The sequence below is a fragment of the Synechococcus sp. W60.1 genome, assembly GCF_047461575.1.
Lineage (GTDB): Bacteria > Cyanobacteriota > Cyanobacteriia > Thermostichales > Thermostichaceae > Thermostichus.
Genome location: NZ_JANSHL010000009.1, coordinates 96111 through 113806 on the forward strand (window position 1 = coordinate 96111; position 17696 = coordinate 113806).

The following is a 17696-nucleotide window of genomic DNA, read 5'->3' on the forward strand; positions in this document are numbered from 1 at the left end:
AATATCTTCTGCCATTTGTTTTCATCCAAAAAAACCAACTTCATCCTCTTTCCTCTATAAATTATTCTCTCTATCCTAACATAAGATCAACACGACCTAGTTTGAGTCGAAATGACCATACCGGCATCTTCTGATTGCCGTTTTCCCTCAAAGGATACCCGCCGGCAGGTGTAGACAAGCCAATCCCTCTTGCCTGTTCGCACTTTCTCAATCCCAATTCTGTTGAATTCTATTGGCTCGTCGACCCACAATTCCAATAACACCAAAAAGAGGGAATGAAAAGCTAATCTTCATAGCTGCCTGGCCATGACCAAAACAACTCAGATAACCGATAAACCCGATCTGTTTGGATTCCTCTATCATCACCCGACGCTCATCCTTGCCATTCTATTGGGGCCACCTCTCATTTGGTTACTGGTCTTTTACTTGGGGCCGCTGCTGGCGCTGCTGCTGCAAAGTTTTTATCATCTGGATCCCTTTACCGGTCTGATCCTGAGAAAGTTGACTTTGGCCACCTATCGGGAGCTGCTCACTCCTGCCAGCGTGGATATCTTTGTCCGCAGCTTGACTATGGCTTTGGCAGTGACCCTAGCTGCAATTGTGTTGGCTTTTCCTCTGGCTTATACCATGGTCAGACTAGCCTCTCCTCGCTGGAAGGACTTTTTGTACTTGTTGGTGCTCCTACCGCTTTGGTCTAGTTATTTGATTCGGGTTTATGCCTGGAAGTTGATCCTGGCCAAAGAAGGGATCCTTACCTATCTACTCACCCATGTGGGCCTACAGGGCTGGGTGGAAAAGATTTTGCAGTTGCCCGGGATCGGTGGGCCATCGCTGGCTGTATCCAACTTGGGTATTTTCTTGGTGTTTCTCTATGTTTGGCTGCCCTATATGATTCTGCCGATCTAGGCGGCTTTGGAGCGAGTGCCTGATAGCTTAATTGAGGCTTCTGCAGATTTGGGAGCTCAGGGTTGGCAAACGTTCCGCCATGTTACTCTTCCCCTCGCCTTGCCAGGGATCCTGGCCGGGTCGGTCTTCACCTTTTCCTTAACGCTAGGAGATTTTGTGGTGCCTTATTCTCTGGGCAATTCCAGCTATTTCATCGGGCAGGCAGTTCTCGCCTTTCAGGGCACCTCTGGCAACATTCCCTTGGCGGCAGCCTTCACGGTTGTGCCGATGGGGATCATGACCGTCTATCTGCTAGTGGCCAAGCGGCTGGGGGCTTTTGAATCGGTGAGCTGACCCGATCAAGGATTTTTCCAACACATGAGGAGCCAACTGAGCTAGGCTGGTAACTGTTAACGAATGTATCGGGCTGTCCCTATGGTGCTCTTTGGCTTTGGCAAACTTGGCAAGAAACTGTCCCTGCCCAAACCGGAAGAAGCCTTGCCGGGCCGGGCCGAGCCGATGGTGATCGTGAATCGGCATTTTGTCAATGGCCATCCGCTGCAGCCGCCTTTTCCCGAGGGCATGGAGCTGGCCATGTTCGGCATGGGCTGCTTCTGGGGGGCAGAGCGCAAGTTTTGGCAGGTGCCAGGGGTGTTCAGCACAGCGGTGGGCTACGCTGGCGGGTTTACCCCCAACCCCACCTATGAAGAGGTCTGTACTGGCCTGACTGGCCACAACGAGGTGGTGCGGGTGGTTTACGACCCAGCTCAGGTCAGCTATGCCCAACTGCTGAAGGTGTTTTGGGAAAATCACGACCCTACCCAGGGGATGCGCCAAGGCAATGATGTGGGCACCCAATACCGCTCCGGCATCTATGTGTATTCTCCGGCGCAGCGGGAGCTGGCGGAAAAAACCCGCGATCTCTATCAGCAGGCCCTAACTGCCCAAGGCTACGGCCAGATCACCACCGAAATCCTGGATGCGCCTGAGTTTTACTACGCCGAAGACTACCACCAGCAATATCTGGCCAAGAATCCGCGCGGCTACTGCGGCCTGGGGGGCACTAAGGTTTGTCTGCCGGAGATCCTCACCGAGCCTGCCTAGCCCCAACCCAACCGTCAAAAGACTCGGCGGGAATGGGATCCCCGCTCAAGGAACTCCCTAGCCACTAGGGTTACCACCGCCAGCAAGGAGAGCACCACCGCCGCCGCATAGGCTGAGCCGGTGGCATAACTGCGGTAGGCATCTTCCACGAACAGGGGCAAGGTCTGGGTGCGGCCAATGATGTTGCCGGAAACCACAGCCACAGCGCCGAACTCCCCCATGGCGCGGGCATTGGTCAAGATGACGCCGTACAGAAGGCCCCAGCGGATGTTGGGCAGGGTGATTCTCCAGAAGATCTGCCAGGGGGTCGCCCCCAGCGTTTTGGCGGCTTCTTCCTGGTCGGTGCCTGCCTCCTCCAACACCGGCAACACTTCCCGCGCCACAAAAGGAAGGGTGATGAAAGCCGTTGCCAACACAATGCCCGGAAATGCAAAGATAACCCGCAAGTTCCAGGATCCCAGCCAACCCTGACGCCCGAAGATGAGCACCAGCATTAGGCCAGCCACCACCGGGGAAATGGAAAAGGGTAGATCGATCAGGCTCAGGAGCAGGGCCCGCCCCGGAAAACGCCGGTGGGCAATGGCCAAGGCGGCACAGAGGCCGAAAAAGGTATTGAGGGGCACAACGACCAGCGCCGTCAGCACCGTCAACCGCAGGGCACTGAGCAACTCCCGCTCCGTCAGGCGATGGAGAAAGGCTGGGATCCCTTCTCGAAACGCCTGATAGAAGATGTTCACCACCGGGATCCCCAGCAGCAGCGCGATGTAGAGCCCGACGATCCCGATCAACAGGCCCGACAGCCATGTTGAGGGCTTCGGTTTGACACCTGCTACCTCGTCAGGTTTCATGGCGACTTCCCCAGGCTTGCAGAAGGTTAATTACCACCAGCGACAGGAAAGAGATCCCCAACATCACCGTTCCGATCACGGTTGCCCCGGCATAGTCGTGTTGTTCCAGCCGCTGAATCACCAGCACCGCCGCGATCAAATCCCGAAAGGGAATGCTGGAAGCAATGATCACCACAGAGCCGTATTCCCCAACGGCGCGGGAAAACCCCAGGGCCACCCCGGTGAGCACTGCCGGCAGAATCTGGGGCAGCACCACCCGTCGGAAGGTCTGAAAGCGGGAAGCCCCCAAACTCCAGGCTGCCTCTTCTACATCTTTCTCCAGCTCCTGCAACACCGGCTGCACCGTCCGCACCACAAAGGGAAAAGAAATAAACAGCATCGCCACCCCCACCCCCAAGCGGGTAAAGGAGATGCGGATCCCCAAGGGGGCCAAAAGGGATCCAATCCAGCCGTTGCTGCTGTAAACCGTTGCCAGGGTGAGGCCGGCCACGGCGGTGGGCAAAGCAAACGGCAGATCGATCAACCCCTCGAGAAGCTTTTTGCCGGGGAAGGCGTAGCGCACCAGCACCCAGGCAGTCAGGGTGCCCATCACGCCGTTGATCAGAGCCGCCAGCAACGCGGTTACAAAAGTAACTTCATAGGCGGAGAGGGCCACGGGAGCCGTCGCGATCCGCCAAAACTCCGCCCAGCCCACGCTGCTGGACTTGGCAATCAAGGCAGCCAGCGGCAGAATCAACATCAAGAAGAGATAGCCCAGGGTCAGCCGCCACGGCCAAGACAGTTGAGACAAAGCTTGCAGCAACGTTTCTCAAGCTCCCACCGGCATTGCGGTCATCTCGGTTTTTTTGACGGGAAAGGCTTTCACCACCTTGGGGCGCACATAGACCTGCTGCCCCACCTGCAGGGGTTGGTTGGCATATTGCTCGCGGCTGAGATGGGCCCACAGGGATCCGCCGTCGCTCAGAACCAGCTCTGCCTGAATCTCCCGCCCCAGGTGAATGATCTCTTTCACCCAAGCAGAGACGCCGCTGCTACTGGGGTTAACTTCAATCTGCACATCGTGGGGGCGCAAAAAAAGCTGATGCGGGCCGGTCTGCACCTCGGGAAGCTGGCAAGAGAGTTGGGAGCGGGGAGAAAGCTCGTTGACCGGGCCGACAAAGCTCATCACAAAGGGTGTAGCTGGATGGTCATAGATTTCTGCCGGGGATCCCACCTGTTCGATCCGCCCCTGGTTCATCACCACGATCTGATCCGCCACCTCCATGGCTTCCTCTTGATCATGGGTTACAAATACCGTTGTCACATGCACCTCATCGTGCAGGCGCCGCAACCACTTGCGCAGCTCTTTGCGGACTTTGGCATCCAGGGCCCCAAAGGGCTCATCCAACAGCAACACCTGCGGCTCCACCGCCAAAGCGCGGGCCAGGGCCACCCGCTGCCGCTGCCCCCCCGAGAGTTGAGAGGGGTAGCGATCCCCGAACCCCGATAGCTGCACCAGCTCCAGCAGCTCATCCACCCGTGCCCGAATCTCGGCCCGTGAAGCCTTGCGGATCTCCAAGCCAAAGGCGATGTTCTGCCGCACCGTCATGTGCTTGAACAGGGCGTAGTGCTGAAAAACAAAACCAATGTTGCGCTCCTGGACGCTGGCATGGGTAGCATCCCGCCCGGTGAGGAAAATCCGCCCCGTATCCGGCTTTTCTAGGCCGGCAATCAGGCGCAGCAGGGTGGATTTGCCAGAACCCGATGGCCCCAAGAGGGCAACCAGGGATCCCGTGGGAATGGTGAGATCGGTGGGGTGAAGGGCCTGAAACTGCCCAAAACGCTTCGATACCCCTTCGATGGTGATACCCATAGGTTCTGCCTAGCTAGTGGTTTGCCTGAGAAGTTGCTGGATGGTTGCCGGCTGAGTCTTCTTGAGAGGGTGAGGGCAGTTAAACTCGCGGCTAATCTACGGTAAACCTGTCAACAAACCGTTGATATAGCTCCCAAGATAACTTGAACGGGGATCCAAAACAAGGGAGACTCCCTACAACTGAGCTTGGATGCGGTCAAACAAGGCCCCATCGGCAAAAAAGCGGCTTTGGACAACCTCCCAGCCTCCCAGGTCGGCGACGGTAACCAGCTTCTCAACAGGAGGGTACCGCCAGGCAAACTCTTGGGCCACCGTCGGCTCCACCGGGCGAAAGCCCACCTCGGCAAAGGCCCGCTGCGCTTCTGGGGTGAATAGGTAGTCCACAAAGGCTTCGGCCACGGCACGGGTACCTTTGCGATCCACATTGGCATCCACCACGGCTACGGGGTTGTCGATGGAAATGTTGGGGTCGGGCACCACATAGGACAGGGATTGGCCGCGCAAGCCCGCCAGGATCACCTCATGTTCGTAGGTAATCAGGGCATCCCCTTGCCCTTTCTGGAAAAAAACATCGGTGGCCTCTCGTGAGTCCCGCGGCAAAATGCGGACATTCTTGTAGACCTGGGTGGTGAAGGCCAGGGCCTGAGGTTCAGGGACAGCGCTCCAGAGGGCTAAAAAGTTCCAGCGAGCCCCCCCTGAGGTTTTGGGGTTGGCGGTAACCACCTGCAAGCCTGGCCGAGCCAGATCTTGCCAAGAGCGGATCCCCTGGGGGTTGCCCTCCCGCGTTACAATTACTGCCACCGAACGGGTGACGATCCCTTGGTTGGGGGTGCGGGCTTCCCACCCCGGCTGAATGAGACCGGCAGCCACGATGCGCTCCACATCCAAAGCCAGGGCCAAGGCCACCACATCGGCATCCAGCCCGTCAATAACTGCCCGCGATTGCGTTGCTGAGCCGCCGTAGCTGCTTTCCACCCGCACCCGTTGCCCCGTTTTCGCCAGCCAGTGGGCCTCAAAGGCAGGAACGATTTTCCGGTAAGCGTCTCGAGTTACCGCAAAGGAGGCCAGGAGAATCGCTACTTCCTCTCTGGATCCCCCTGAGCCCATACCGCTGACACAACCACTGAGGCCAAGAAGAAGGCCAAAAATTAGGGATCCCATCCCCAGCCACCGCCCCATGCTCACCGGCAGCCTGCGGATCCCGGCCCCAACTCTCCCAGACCAGACCACCTCGATTGCTGAGGGGATCCCCCATTTGTTCGCAGGTGTCCCTTCAGTGTTCATAGCAATCCCCAAAAACTTCTCCTCCTCCTCAGAGGGAGTCCGCCCTCACCCCCAACCCCCCTCCCAAAAGGGGAGGGGACCAGCGCCAGGACTCTTCCCGTCTTATTCTACGGTAAGCCAGTCGGTAAACCGTTTTTAGTTCTCTGGGGATCTCTAGGGGGAGCAGGTGGCGAGGATTGGCGGATCGGAGATTAAAGCCAGAGCAGCCTTGAGGATCCCGGGATCCTCTGGAGAAGGGCGCAACTGAAACCCCAGCCGCTGACACAGGCGGCGCATCGCCTCGTTTTCGCCAAGAACCTCGCCGGTGAGGTGCTGGATCCCTTCGCAGCGGGCCACCTGAATGAGGCGGGTCAACAGCTCTGTGCCAATCCCTTGCCGTTGGTAGGGATCCGCCACCAGCATGGCAAACTCTGCTTCTTGGGGAAAGCCATGTTTTCTGGAGAGGCGGCTGATGCCGAGGATTAAGGACTTCGTCCCGCTGACGCGATTGGCCTCTGGCTCCTGTTTTTCTGCTACTAAGGCAATCTCGCGGTCGTAATCGTTAAAGCAAATGCGGGTAAGGCGCTCGTGGGCGATGCGGGCGCTGTATTTGATCGGGTGGAAGTAGCGCAGATAGACGCTGTAATCGGAGACGTGGCGGTGAAAATCGATCACCAAAGGCTCGTCTTCAGGGCGAATGGGGCGGATGGTGATGCCGTCCCGGAAGGGCCAGATGTACTGGGTGGGGTAGGGGCGGATGGCCAAAGGCACCTGGGGATCCTGCTCGGTTCGCAAAATGACGCGGGCATCCAAAGCCAGCAGGCCCTCGCTGGAAGCCAGCAGCGGATTGATGTCGATCTCTTTAATCTCCCGCTGCTCGGCCACCAGTTGGCTAAAGCGCACCAAGAGCTGTTCCAGGGCCTCCAGATCGACAGCTGGGCGTCCGCGTACCCCCCTGAGGGCCTTGTAGATGAGGGTGTTTTCCATCAGACGCCGCGCCAAGGTGGTGTTGAGGGGGGGAAGGCCAATGGAGCGATCCTGAAACACCTCCACCAGTTGTCCGCCACTGCCAAACAGCAACACCGGCCCAAACTGGGGATCCTGGCTGCTCCCCAGGATCAGCTCATAGCCATCCGTGTCCACCATCGGCTGCACCGTGACCCCCTGGAAGTGCTCCGGCCCCGCTTTCTCGCTGACGTTGCGGAGGATTTGCCCGAAGGCCCGGCGCACCGCCTCAGCATCGGGCAGGTTGAGCTGCACGCCGCCCACATCGGTTTTGTGGGTGAGGGTGTGGGAGTAGAGCTTCACCACCACTGGGTAACCCATGGCCTCGGCAGCTTCCACTGCTGCTTCGGGGCTCTCGGCCACCCGCGTCGGCACCACGGGGATCCCGTAGGCGGCCAGGATTTCCTTAGATTCGACCTCCGTGAGAAGCGTGCGGCCTTCCCGCCTCGCCTGGGCAAGGGTTTGCTGCACTTTTTCCTGCTCCACTGGCCTGGTGGGAGCCAGGGTGGGGGTTTCGTAGAGGGCCTTGAGGTTGTCACTAAAGCGCCACAGATGGCTAAACACCCGCGCCGCTTGATCCGGGTAGCGGTAGGTGGGGATCCCGGCTTGGTTGAGGATGTGCTCGCCCGCATCCACGCCAGCTCCCCCCATCCAACTGGCCAGGATAGGCTGCCGGGATCCACTGCGCCGCCAGGTCTCCACCACTTTCTCGGCAGTGGCCGTGGGATCCGTCATGGCTTGGGGGGTGAGGATGACCAGGCAACCCTGGCTGCCGGGATCCCGCAACACCACTTCCAAAACTTGGGCAAAGCGCTCCGGATCTGCGTCCCCCAAAATATCAATGGGATTGCCGTGGCTCCAGTGGGGGGGCAAGAGCTGGTTAAGCTGCTCCAGGGTTTGGGGGGAGAGCTGGGCCAGGGATCCCCCGGCGCGGATGAGGGCATCGGTGGCCAGCACCCCTGGCCCGCCGGCATTGGTGAGGATGGTGAGGTGGGGCCCCTGGGGGCGGGGCTGTTTGGCCAGCACCTCCGCCAGGTCGAAGAGATCTTCAATGTGATCCACCCGCAGCACGCCGCAACGGCGGAAGGCCGCATCCAACACTGCGTCGCTGCCGGTGAGGGAGCCCGTGTGGGAAGCGGCTGCTTGGGCTGCCGCCTGGGTGCGCCCCGCCTTGATGACAATGATGGGCTTGCTCAGGGCCACCTCTCGGGCCGCGGACAGAAAAGAGCGGGCATCCCCGATGGATTCCATGTACAAGACAATGCTGTGGGTATGGGGATCCTCGCCCAAGTAGTCGATTAAGTCTCCCCAGCCCACATCCAGCATCGATCCCAGAGAGATAAAGGCGCTGAAGCCCACATTTTCCTGCAGGCTCCAGTCCAGGATCGAGGTGCACAGGGCCCCACTTTGGCTGATGAAGCCCACATTGCCGGGCCGGGCCATCTGGGCAGCAAAGGTGGCGTTTAAGCCCGTGTGGGGGTTTTGGATCCCCAGGCAGTTGGGGCCAATCAAGCGCAGCTTCCCAAGGACTCCGTCCCGCTGACGCGATTGGATAGTCTGCTGAATTTGCTTCTCCAGCTCCCAGCCAGCAGGGCCCGTTTCCTTGAAGCCTGCTGAAAGAACAATGGCGCCCTTGACCCCGGCTTCTACGCACTCCTGCACCACCTTGGGCACCCCCGCTGCCGGAATGGCTATAATGGCCAGATCCACCGGCTCCGGCAGAGCGGACAGCCGCTCGTAGGCCCGGATCCCCAACACCTGGTGCCGCTTGGGATTGACCGGGTAAACCGTGCCGCCAAAGGGGTGGCTAATGAGGTTCCACAACACCGTCCGCCCCACGCTGCCCTCCCGCTCCGTGGCCCCCACCACCGCCACCGAACGGGGCAGAAAAATGGGATTCAGGGGATGGGATCGGGCCCTCCAGATATCCACACTGGGATCCAGTCGTTGCCACATACCCTACTCCTTAGGCCAACACTGGTTCCGGCTGGTGGTAGAGGGCAGAATCCACCCGGCAGCCCCGATAGGCCAAAACGTACAGCTCCTTCATGTCTTGAATGAGGGGATAGCGGGGGTTGGCGCCGGTGCATTGGTCGTCAAAGGCTTGCTCCGCCATCGCCTCCAGACGGTCGTAAAACTCCCGCTCTTTCTCCCCCAGGGCCTCGCGAATGGTGGCCGGGATCCCCAGTTTTCGCTTGAGTTCTTCGATGGCCTCAATCAGGCGCATGACCTTTTCATCGTCATCCGCCCCGCCCAACTGCAGGTAATCGGCAATTTCAGCGTAGCGGTGCTTGGCGTTGGGATAGCGGTATTGGGGAAAGATGGCCTGCTTAAAGGGGGCGTCGGTGGCGTTGTAGCGGATGACGTGGGTGATCATCAGGGCGTTGGCCAGTCCGTGGGGCAGATGGAAGGTGGATCCCAGCTTGTGGGCCAGGGAGTGGCACACCCCCAAAAAGGCGTTAGCAAAGGCCATGCCGGCAATGGTGGCGGCGTAGTGGACTTTTTCCCGCGCTTCGGGATCCTCGGCGCCCTTCTCGTAGGCCCGCGGCAGGTAGGTCATCAGGAGCTTGATGGCCTGCAGGGCCAGCCCATCGGTAAAGTCGCTGGCCATCACCGACACATAGGCTTCCAGAGCATGGGTGAGGGCATCGATGCCGCCGTAAGCCGTTAGCTTCTTGGGCATCTTTAAGGTGAGATCCGGATCCACAATGGCCATGGTGGGGGTGAGGGCGTAGTCCGCCAGCGGGTATTTGATCCCCACCCGGTCATCGGTCACCACGGCAAAGGGCGTCACCTCGGAGCCGGTGCCGGAAGTGGTGGGGATGCAGATGAGCTGAGCTTTTTGTCCCAGTGGGGGCAGCTCGTAAACCCGCTTGCGGATGTCCATAAAGCGCATCGCCAAGCCATCAAACTCCACCTGGGGCTGCTCGTACATCAGCCACATCACCTTGGCCGCATCCATCGGGGATCCCCCGCCGACCGCGATGATCACATCCGGTTGAAACTGGCGCAACTGCTCCAGACCGCGATTGACGTTGCTGAGGGTGGGATCCGGCTCTACATCGTGGTACACATCCCAGCTCACGCGAATCTCATCCAAAACCTGGGTGATGGGATGCAATATGCCCAACTCAAAGAGCGGCTTATCGGTCACCAAAAAGGCGCGTTTTTTGCCGGCCAATTCCCGCAGAGCAATAGGCAGACATCCGGGCTTGAAGTAAATCTTGGGCGGGATCCGAAACCAGAGCATGTTTTCCCGACGTTGGGTTACCGTTTTAATGTTGAGCAGGTGGCGCGGCCCCACATTCTCGGAGATCGAATTGCCCCCCCAAGTGCCACAGCCCAAGGTCAGAGAGGGATCCAGCTTGAAGTTGTAGAGATCCCCAATGGCCCCTTGTGAAGAGGGAGTGTTGATCAACACTCGCGCCGTTTGTAGGGCATTCTCAAAGTAGGCAATATCGTCTCGATTGGCGGGATCTGTGTACAAAACAGAGGTATGCCCCCTGCCCCCGAAATTGACCAGTTGAACGGCCACTTCCACAGCAGCGTGAAAATCCTTGGCTCGGTAGAGGGCCAGAACAGGGGCCAATTTTTCGTAGGAGAAGGGCTCCTCAGGCCCCACCTTCTCCACTTCCCCGATCAACAGCTTGGCACCTTCGGGAACCTGGATCCCGGCCAGGGCAGCGATGGTCTGCACCGACTGGCCCACAATGGCCGGATTGAGGCGACCGTCTTTGAGAAGGATGCGGCGCACTGCTTCGGTTTGTTCCAGATCCAAAATGTAGGCCCCCCGATGGCGAAACTCGGCCTTGACCTGCTCGTAGATGGCATCCACCACCACCACTGCCTGTTCTGAGGCACAGATCATGCCGTTGTCGAAGGTCTTGCTCAACAAAATCGAGCTGACAGCCATGGGAATATCGGCACTGGCATCGATCACTGCCGGGGTATTGCCCGCTCCCACCCCCAAAGACGGGTGGCCCGAAGAGTAGGCCGCTTTAACCATGCCAGGCCCGCCGGTAGCCAAGATCAGCTTCACCTCAGGATGCTGCATCAAAGCCTGGGACAGCTCGATGGTGGGCTCATCGATCCAGCCGATCAACCCCACAGGAGCGCCCGCTGCCTCGGCAGCTTCTCTGACCACTTTGGCCGCGGCAATGGTGCATTGTTTAGCCCGCGGGTGGGGAGAAAAGATAATGCCGTTGCGGGTTTTTAGGGTGATCAGAGCCTTGAAAATGGTCGTTGACGTGGGGTTGGTTACCGGCACAATACCTGCCAAAAGCCCTACTGGTTCAGCAATGCGCTCGTAGCCAAAGCTCTCATCCCGCTCGATAACCCCGCAGGTTTTCTCGTGTTTGTATTTGTTGTAAATGTATTCTGAGGCAAAGTGATTTTTGATCACCTTGTCTTCCACAATGCCCATGCCGGTTTCCTGTACCGCCAGCTTGGCCAACGGGATCCGTTCGTTGTTGGCAGCCAGAGCGGCTCTGTGAAAAATCCGGTCTACCTGTTCTTGGGTGAAAGTTGCGTATTCAGCTTGGGCAGCCTTCACCTGCTGGATCAAGGTTTCCAGCTCGGCTAGATTGGTTACTGGCATCGGTGGATCCCTCCAAAACTCATCAAGACTTAGACGATAGGAACAATTGACAATCGGATAGTTGGAAATAGTCGAATAACCCGAATGGCAATCTAGGCGCCAACAGGAGCAGGAACTTGGATTTCGGTGGTCAGGGTGGGGGGATGGGTGAGCGTATTGTGAATGATGCAGGCATCAACTGCTTTTTCCAGCCCCTTTTGATGCCTTCCGTCCAGCGGGATCCCAGTTTTTACACGAATGTGAATGTTGTCTAGGCGAGCCGGATGCTCAACTTTCTCCGCCGTGACCACCACCTCTAGTCCACTGGGATCCAACTGCCGAGCTTCCAGATATTTGACGGCATAAAAACCAACACAGGCACCCAGAGAAGCCAGAAACCATTCCGGCGGCGTCATTCCCTGATCTCGACCGTGATTGTCCAAAGGCTGGTCGCTGAGAATGCGGTGCCCTCGGCTTTCCGCTTGGAACTGAACACCATCGCGGTAGGTGACGCAAACTTCCATTGGGGATCCCTCCTCTTGGGGTATTCTTCAGTTCACATAGAGTCCGTAAAGTTAGCCTGGGGATCAACTTGGATTCCAGTCAGCTCAGGGCCAATCTGGAGACGGTGCAGAGATTAACTGTGAATCACTTCGGATCTAAGCGTGACCTGGCTATGCTGACCCAAGCCGCAACTGCAGAATTGTCAAATAGCCACCAGTCCTTGATCCCGAAAGATTTGTAAGGCGTGATTCACCTGTTCGGGTGTGGGTGGATCGACATCGGCAAGGGTGTAAGGCAATCCCAATTGCTGCCATTTGTATTCCCCCATCTTGTGAAAGGGCAAAACTTCCACTCGCTCCACGTTGGATAAGGTGGCCACAAACTCGGCCAGACCCTTAATGTTTTCCTCGGGATCCGTCAAGCCGGGAACCAGCACAAAACGAATCCAGGTGGGCTTGTGGATCTGGTCTAAATAGCGGGCCAGATTAAGAGTGGGTTCTAGCGAAACGCCGGTAACCTTTCGATACAGCTCCGGCAGATAAGACTTGATATCCAGCAACACCAAATCTGTATGCTCCAACACAGGCTTGGCTGCTTCCAGTTGCCCATAGCCAGAAGTATCCAAAGCCGTGTGCAAGCCCAACTCATGACAGCGACGGAAGATCTCAGCTACAAAGGTGGGTTGCAGCAAAGGCTCTCCCCCGGTAGCCGTAACTCCCCCCCCTCGCAAGTAATTCTTGTAACGTTGGATCTCGGCAATTAAAGACTCAACCGTAACAAGCTGTCCCGCCTCCGGATCCCGACAGTCGGGGTTGTGGCAATACAAACAGCGAAGTGGACAACCCTGTGTAAAAATTACGAAGCGGATTCCTGGCCCATCGACGGTGCCACAGGTTTCCACCGAGTGAATGCGCCCAGCAATTGGTGTCAGGGGGTTCATAACGGTATCCATACTTTTATCCTGGATGACTTTTGCAAAATATCAATCAATCTTGAGGTTTTCTTCCAGATTGCTAACTCAGGTTAAATAGAACACAGTTTCCATTTCTCTTTGGATTAGGTTGGGACTAGATTTTTTTAGATCCCTAGGGTCTTTTAGCTAGACCGCTGCTATCCTGGCTGGAAGGGAGAAAGGGGGATAAAAAGCCGAAAGGGCAGCTTGGGGATCCCACCCAGCTCAGACCGATGGGTCGTGTGGGCTAGGCACGGAGGTATCCACCGTGATGCCGTGCAGGCGGTGGGCCTTGGGATCGAAATCCTTCGGGAAATGGGTATAGGCATCGAAATCTGCGTGATCCAGCAGGGCGCCTTCTAAGAGGGCCTCTCGAAAATCGCTGCCAAAGAGGAGACATCCCCGCAGATCGGCTCCCAATAGGTTGGCTCCGCTGAAGTCGGCATAGCTGAGATCGCACCCCCGCAAATTGGCCCCCGCCAAGTTGGCCCCACTGAAATCGGCATAGCTGAGATCGGCGCCAGCCAAATGGATCCCCTGCAGCTCAGCCCCCTGCAAATCGATCTCCCGAAAATCGCGCCGTCCTGAGGCATACTGGCTGACCAGATCCGCAGCGCTACAAACAGTCATGATCATCGGGCCTCCTCGGTTATCGATGGGGGATCCCTTCCCTCGACCCCGGTATGGGCAGACTTCAGGGATCCCCGGCCTTGTTTTTAGCAGTGTTGATGGAACGTGCGGTTAACGACATCCAGTTGCTGCTCGCGGGTGAGCTTGATGAAGTTCACCGCATAGCCGGAAACCCGGATGGTGAGCTGTGGGTAGAGCTCCGGGTGCTCCATGGCATGCAGCAGGGTCTCGCGGTTGAGAACATTGACGTTGAGGTGGAAACCGCCATCCCGCATGTAGCCATCCAGCAGCCCCACTAGATTGGCAACCCGCTCCTCCGCTGTGCGACCTAGGGCCGCCGGCACAATCGAGAAGGTGTTGGAGATCCCATCCAGAGCGTCGTCGTAGGGCAGCTTGGCCACCGAAGCCAGCGACGCCACCGCCCCCTTGGTGTCCCGGCCGTGCATGGGGTTGGCCCCTGGGGCAAAGGGCTCGCCCGCTCGCCGCCCGTCGGGGGTGTTGCCGGTTTTCTTGCCGTAGACCACGTTGGAGGTGATGGTGAGGATGGACTGGGTGGGCACCGCATTGCGGTAGGTCTTGTGCTTGCGCAGCTCCGCCATGAAGGTCTGCACCAGTTGCACCGCAATGGAGTCAACTCGGTCGTCGTTGTTGCCGTATTTGGGGAAGTCGCCCTCCACCGCGTAATCCACCACTAGGCCCCGCTCATCCCGGATGGCCCGTACCCGCGCGTATTTGATGGCGGATAGGGAGTCGGCTGTTACCGACAGGCCGGCCAACCCAAAGGCCATGGTGCGCAGCACGTCCCGGTCGTGCAGGGCCATCTCCAGGCGCTCGTAGCAGTACTTGTCGTGCATGTAGTGGATGATGTTCATGGTGTTGACGTAGGTCTTGGCCAGCCAGGCCATCATCTGCGCCATGCGCGGCCACACCTCGTCGTAGTCCAGGACATCGGCGGTGATGGGGGCGAAAGCAGGAGCCACCTGCTCGCCGGAGATCTCATCCCGACCGCCGTTGATGGCATAGAGCAGGCACTTGGCCAAGTTCACCCGCGCTCCAAAAAACTGCATCTGCTTGCCGATGCGCATGGCCGACACACAGCAGGCGATGCCGTAGTCATCCCCCCAGTAGGGGCGCATCAAGTCGTCGTTTTCGTACTGGATGGAGCTGGTTTCAATGGAGACCTTGGCGCAGTAGCACTTGAAGGCTTCCGGCAGCCGCTCCGACCAGAGCACGGTCAAGTTGGGCTCGGGCGCTGGGCCAAGGTTGTAGAGGGTATGCAGCATGCGGAAGCTGGTTTTGGTAACCAAAGGCCGCCCATCCAGGCCCATGCCACCGATGCACTCGGTAACCCAGGTGGGATCCCCGCTGAATAGCTCGTTGTACTCGGGCGTGCGCAAAAACCTGACCATGCGCAGCTTCATAACAAAGTGGTCAATGAGCTCCTGGGCCTCTTCCTCGGTGAGGATCCCGGCCTGCAGATCCCGCTCGATGTAGATGTCCAGGAAGGTGGACACCCGCCCCAAGGACATGGCCGCCCCGTTTTGCTCCTTGACGGCTGCCAGGTAGGCCAGGTACAGCCATTGGATGGCTTCGCGGGCGTTGGCTGCCGGACGGCCCAGGTCAAACCCGTAGCGGGATCCCATCTCTTTCAGCTCTTGTAGGGCTTTGATCTGCTCGGAGAGCTCCTCCCGCAGGCGGATGGTCTCTTCGTCCATCGTGTCCAGGTCTAGACTGGCTTTTTGGGCCTGCTTGTCTTCGATGAGCCGATCCACCCCGTAGAGGGCCACCCGCCGGTAGTCCCCAATGATGCGACCCCGACCGTAGGCATCGGGCAGGCCGGTGATGATCCCGGAGCGGCGGCAGCGGCGCATCTCTTCGGTGTAGGCATCGAAAACGCCGTCGTTGTGGGTTTTGCGGTACTGGGTAAAAATTTCCTTGGTGCGGGGATCCAACTCGTAGCCATAGGCTTTGAGGGAAGACTCCACCACGCGGATGCCGCCAAAGGGCATGATGGCCCGCTTCAGAGGTTTGTCCGTCTGCAGCCCCACAATCTGTTCCAGCTCTGGGTCGATATAGCCAGGGGCGTGGCTGGTGATGGTAGAGGGAACAGCGGTATCGGCATCTAGGATCCCTCGCTCTCGCTCCAGAGCCATCAAATCCTTGACCTTGGCCCACAGCCGCTGGGTGCGCTCGGTGGCTGCAGCTAAAAAGGTTTCATCGCCGGTGTAGGGGGTGTAATTCCGTTGAATAAAGTCTCTGACATCGATGCAGCGCTGCCAGGATCCCGTTGCAAAATCGCTCAAAACTTTTTGACCGGCTGCGTTGGATCCTGTCCTTGGTTCCGCCTTCAATTCTGTAGGTGATGCTACAGAACGCTGCACACTGGCAACCATAACAATCCTCCCGGCTATTACGCCTGATAATCTATCGACAGGGCGAGGCAGCACCCCGGCCTTTGCCCCACGCAGGCTCTAAAAGAGAGCTAAAGAACCAAAAGAACCAATAGATCTCTGCAAGGCTTATAGGGATCCTACGAAGGGCTTTTAGCAACTCTTCTGTTTCTTTTTTAGGCGTTCTAAATACACCTCGCCTGATTTAATTTTAGTCCCTTGCGCTCTGAGGATATTTTCGGTTGCGTGATTTTTTAATCTTATTTTCATCCTATTTTTTAATGCTGTTTTAATATCTTCTTAACGTTGTTTTACGCTTTTCCATCGGCAAATGGCGGGCCTATGCTGAGGTAGGACGGCCCAGGTCGTCTGTTGCCGTGAGAACGTCAGGATACTCGGCCTTTGCCTTAGCAGTGCCTTGCTCTATGAACCAGTCCAATCGAATCGTCCAAGGGATCCATCACCTGCACTTCTATCTTTGGGATCTGCCCCGTTGGCAGGAACACTTTTGTCAGGTTTGGGGCTTCCGAATGGAAGGACAGCTCGGCAGTACCCTCTGTTTGCGTCAGGGATCCCTGCGCTTGCGCCTATCTCAGCCGGCTCACGCCGGGGATGAGGTGGATCGCTATTTGCAGCAACATTCGCCTGGGGTGGTGGATGTGGCCTTGGCGGTGGAGGAGCAAGAGCTGTTGGGCTTGGCAGAGCTTTTGCAGAGGCGAGGAGCCCAAGTGGAGTGGATCCCGGCAGAAGACGAAGGCTGCCCTGCTCTGTGCCTGCGCACTCCTTATGGACTCAGGCATTCTTTGATCCCCGGCTCAGGGATCCTCGATTCAGCTCCCGCCAAGGAGAACTTGTTTTCCCACTGGGATCATGTGGTATTGAACGTGGAGCAGGGATCCCTGCAGGCAGCGGCAGATTGGTATGGGCAGGTGCTGGGTTGGCGGTCTCTGTATCGCTATAGCATCCGCACCAACACCTCTGGCCTAGAAAGTGTGGTGGTGGGAGATCCTGAAGCCGGGATCCAGTTGGCCATCAACGAGCCCACCTGTGCCGCTTCCCAGATCCAGGAGTTTTTGGATGCCCATCATGGCCCTGGCCTGCAACATGCGGCGTTGCACAGCTCAGATGTCTTCGCCAGTGTGCGCCGGCTGCGACAGGGAGGCGTAAACTTTCTGCAGGTGCCACCGGAGTACTACACAAACCTGGCAAGGGAGCTGGCCTCTGGAGCAGTACTCCCTTCTGGTGGGTTGCCCACCATCTCCTGGCACGACTTGGTGGAGCAGCAGCTCCTTTTGGATACCACCTTGCCTGCCTCTGATTCCCGACACCCCCCCCTGTTGTTGCAAACCTTCACTCAGCCTCTGTTTGGCCGGCCCACGTTTTTTTTCGAGGTCATCCAACGGTTGGGTGGAGCCACAGGCTTTGGCGAAGCCAACTTTCAAGCCCTGTTTGAAGCTCTAGAACGCCAACAGCGACAACGGCAGCAAGCCCTGGTCTGCTAACACCCTTGTTCTAGGGATCCAGTGGGAGCACCAGGGGAATGTCTCCGGTTAATCAACACGATTGATTGCCCCTGAGTTTCCAGCCGATATTCGGGTATGCGGAAGGCGTTGACATCCTCCCCGGCCTGAAGGCCGGAGATTCCTACCACGCTGCGCATGGATGGCTCCTTGCGCAGTCGTCTCGG

General features: G+C 58.0%; 15 protein-coding genes. 4 read left to right on the forward strand and 11 right to left on the reverse strand.

Going from position 1 to position 17696, the window contains the following annotated elements; translation table 11 throughout:
- The first annotated feature begins 306 nt into the window (after positions 1-306).
- The 3 genes from NW805_RS09500 to msrA all read left to right on the forward strand — a co-directional run bounded on the left by NW805_RS09500 (position 307) and on the right by msrA (position 1989).
- A complete protein-coding gene (locus NW805_RS09500; protein WP_414422346.1) occupies positions 307-906 on the forward strand; it encodes an ABC transporter permease in 600 nt (199 codons plus the stop codon).
- Positions 907-921: 15 nt separating this feature from the next.
- A complete protein-coding gene (locus NW805_RS09505) occupies positions 922-1239 on the forward strand; it encodes an ABC transporter permease (protein ID WP_414422347.1) in 318 nt (105 codons plus the stop codon).
- A gap of 81 nt (positions 1240-1320) precedes the next feature.
- A complete protein-coding gene (gene msrA / locus NW805_RS09510) occupies positions 1321-1989 on the forward strand; it encodes a peptide-methionine (S)-S-oxide reductase MsrA (protein WP_414422348.1) in 669 nt (222 codons plus the stop codon).
- A 14-nt stretch (positions 1990-2003) separates the two neighbouring features.
- Here msrA and cysW read toward each other — a convergent pair whose 3' ends face one another.
- The 10 genes from cysW to pflB form a co-directional block, all read right to left on the reverse strand.
- Complete coding sequence (cysW, locus tag NW805_RS09515; RefSeq protein ID WP_414422349.1) at positions 2004-2837, reverse strand: sulfate ABC transporter permease subunit CysW; 834 nt, start codon at positions 2835-2837, stop codon at positions 2004-2006.
- On the reverse strand, positions 2827-3639 hold the full coding sequence (gene cysT / locus NW805_RS09520) for a sulfate ABC transporter permease subunit CysT (RefSeq protein WP_414381007.1): 813 nt from the start codon (positions 3637-3639) through the stop codon (positions 2827-2829). Before cysT ends, cysW begins: the two co-directional genes overlap by 11 nt.
- Before the next feature lie 6 nt (positions 3640-3645).
- Positions 3646-4689 (reverse strand): sulfate/molybdate ABC transporter ATP-binding protein, encoded by a 1044-nt coding sequence (locus tag NW805_RS09525; RefSeq protein ID WP_414381008.1) that lies wholly within the window; start codon positions 4687-4689, stop codon positions 3646-3648.
- A 174-nt stretch (positions 4690-4863) separates the two neighbouring features.
- Complete coding sequence (locus NW805_RS09530; protein WP_414422350.1) at positions 4864-5973, reverse strand: sulfate ABC transporter substrate-binding protein; 1110 nt, start codon at positions 5971-5973, stop codon at positions 4864-4866.
- 153 nt (positions 5974-6126) lie between these two features.
- Entirely contained in the window at positions 6127-8913 is a 2787-nt protein-coding gene (locus NW805_RS09535) for a GNAT family N-acetyltransferase (protein ID WP_414381010.1), read from the reverse strand.
- Between the two features lie 10 nt (positions 8914-8923).
- Entirely contained in the window at positions 8924-11554 is a 2631-nt protein-coding gene (adhE, locus tag NW805_RS09540; protein WP_414422351.1) for a bifunctional acetaldehyde-CoA/alcohol dehydrogenase, read from the reverse strand.
- Positions 11555-11646: 92 nt separating this feature from the next.
- A complete protein-coding gene (locus NW805_RS09545) occupies positions 11647-12057 on the reverse strand; it encodes an OsmC family protein (protein ID WP_414343934.1) in 411 nt (136 codons plus the stop codon).
- Between the two features lie 182 nt (positions 12058-12239).
- Complete coding sequence (gene pflA / locus NW805_RS09550; RefSeq protein ID WP_414374996.1) at positions 12240-12989, reverse strand: pyruvate formate-lyase-activating protein; 750 nt, start codon at positions 12987-12989, stop codon at positions 12240-12242.
- A 225-nt stretch (positions 12990-13214) separates the two neighbouring features.
- Positions 13215-13619 (reverse strand): pentapeptide repeat-containing protein, encoded by a 405-nt coding sequence (locus tag NW805_RS09555; protein ID WP_414422352.1) that lies wholly within the window; start codon positions 13617-13619, stop codon positions 13215-13217.
- A gap of 86 nt (positions 13620-13705) precedes the next feature.
- Positions 13706-16012 (reverse strand): formate C-acetyltransferase, encoded by a 2307-nt coding sequence (gene pflB / locus NW805_RS09560; protein ID WP_414422353.1) that lies wholly within the window; start codon positions 16010-16012, stop codon positions 13706-13708.
- Between the two features lie 422 nt (positions 16013-16434).
- On the opposite strand from pflB, the gene NW805_RS09565 reads away from it, so the two are divergent.
- A complete protein-coding gene (locus tag NW805_RS09565) occupies positions 16435-17511 on the forward strand; it encodes a VOC family protein (protein WP_414422354.1) in 1077 nt (358 codons plus the stop codon).
- On the opposite strand, the gene NW805_RS09570 is transcribed toward NW805_RS09565, so the two are convergent.
- Positions 17508-17696 (reverse strand): hypothetical protein (locus tag NW805_RS09570; protein ID WP_414422355.1); only part of this gene is annotated, 189 nt, incomplete at its 5' end. The genes NW805_RS09565 and NW805_RS09570 overlap by 4 nt on opposite strands.

Excerpts from the sequence above, each read along its gene's own strand:
- NW805_RS09565 (WP_414422354.1), top strand. The coding sequence starts at position 16,435 with ATGAACCAGTCCAATCGAATCGTCCAAGGGATCCATCACCTGCACTTC.
- pflB (WP_414422353.1), bottom strand. The coding sequence starts at position 16,012 with ATGGTTGCCAGTGTGCAGCGTTCTGTAGCATCACCTACAGAATTGAAG.
- adhE (WP_414422351.1), bottom strand. The coding sequence starts at position 11,554 with ATGCCAGTAACCAATCTAGCCGAGCTGGAAACCTTGATCCAGCAGGTG.
- msrA (WP_414422348.1), top strand. The coding sequence starts at position 1,321 with ATGGTGCTCTTTGGCTTTGGCAAACTTGGCAAGAAACTGTCCCTGCCC.
- NW805_RS09545 (WP_414343934.1), bottom strand. The coding sequence starts at position 12,057 with ATGGAAGTTTGCGTCACCTACCGCGATGGTGTTCAGTTCCAAGCGGAA.
- pflA (WP_414374996.1), bottom strand. The coding sequence starts at position 12,989 with ATGGATACCGTTATGAACCCCCTGACACCAATTGCTGGGCGCATTCAC.
- NW805_RS09525 (WP_414381008.1), bottom strand. The coding sequence starts at position 4,689 with ATGGGTATCACCATCGAAGGGGTATCGAAGCGTTTTGGGCAGTTTCAG.
- NW805_RS09530 (WP_414422350.1), bottom strand. The coding sequence starts at position 5,973 with ATGAACACTGAAGGGACACCTGCGAACAAATGGGGGATCCCCTCAGCA.
- NW805_RS09555 (WP_414422352.1), bottom strand. The coding sequence starts at position 13,619 with ATGACTGTTTGTAGCGCTGCGGATCTGGTCAGCCAGTATGCCTCAGGA.
- NW805_RS09535 (WP_414381010.1), bottom strand. The coding sequence starts at position 8,913 with ATGTGGCAACGACTGGATCCCAGTGTGGATATCTGGAGGGCCCGATCC.
- cysW (WP_414422349.1), bottom strand. The coding sequence starts at position 2,837 with ATGAAACCTGACGAGGTAGCAGGTGTCAAACCGAAGCCCTCAACATGG.
- NW805_RS09500 (WP_414422346.1), top strand. The coding sequence starts at position 307 with ATGACCAAAACAACTCAGATAACCGATAAACCCGATCTGTTTGGATTC.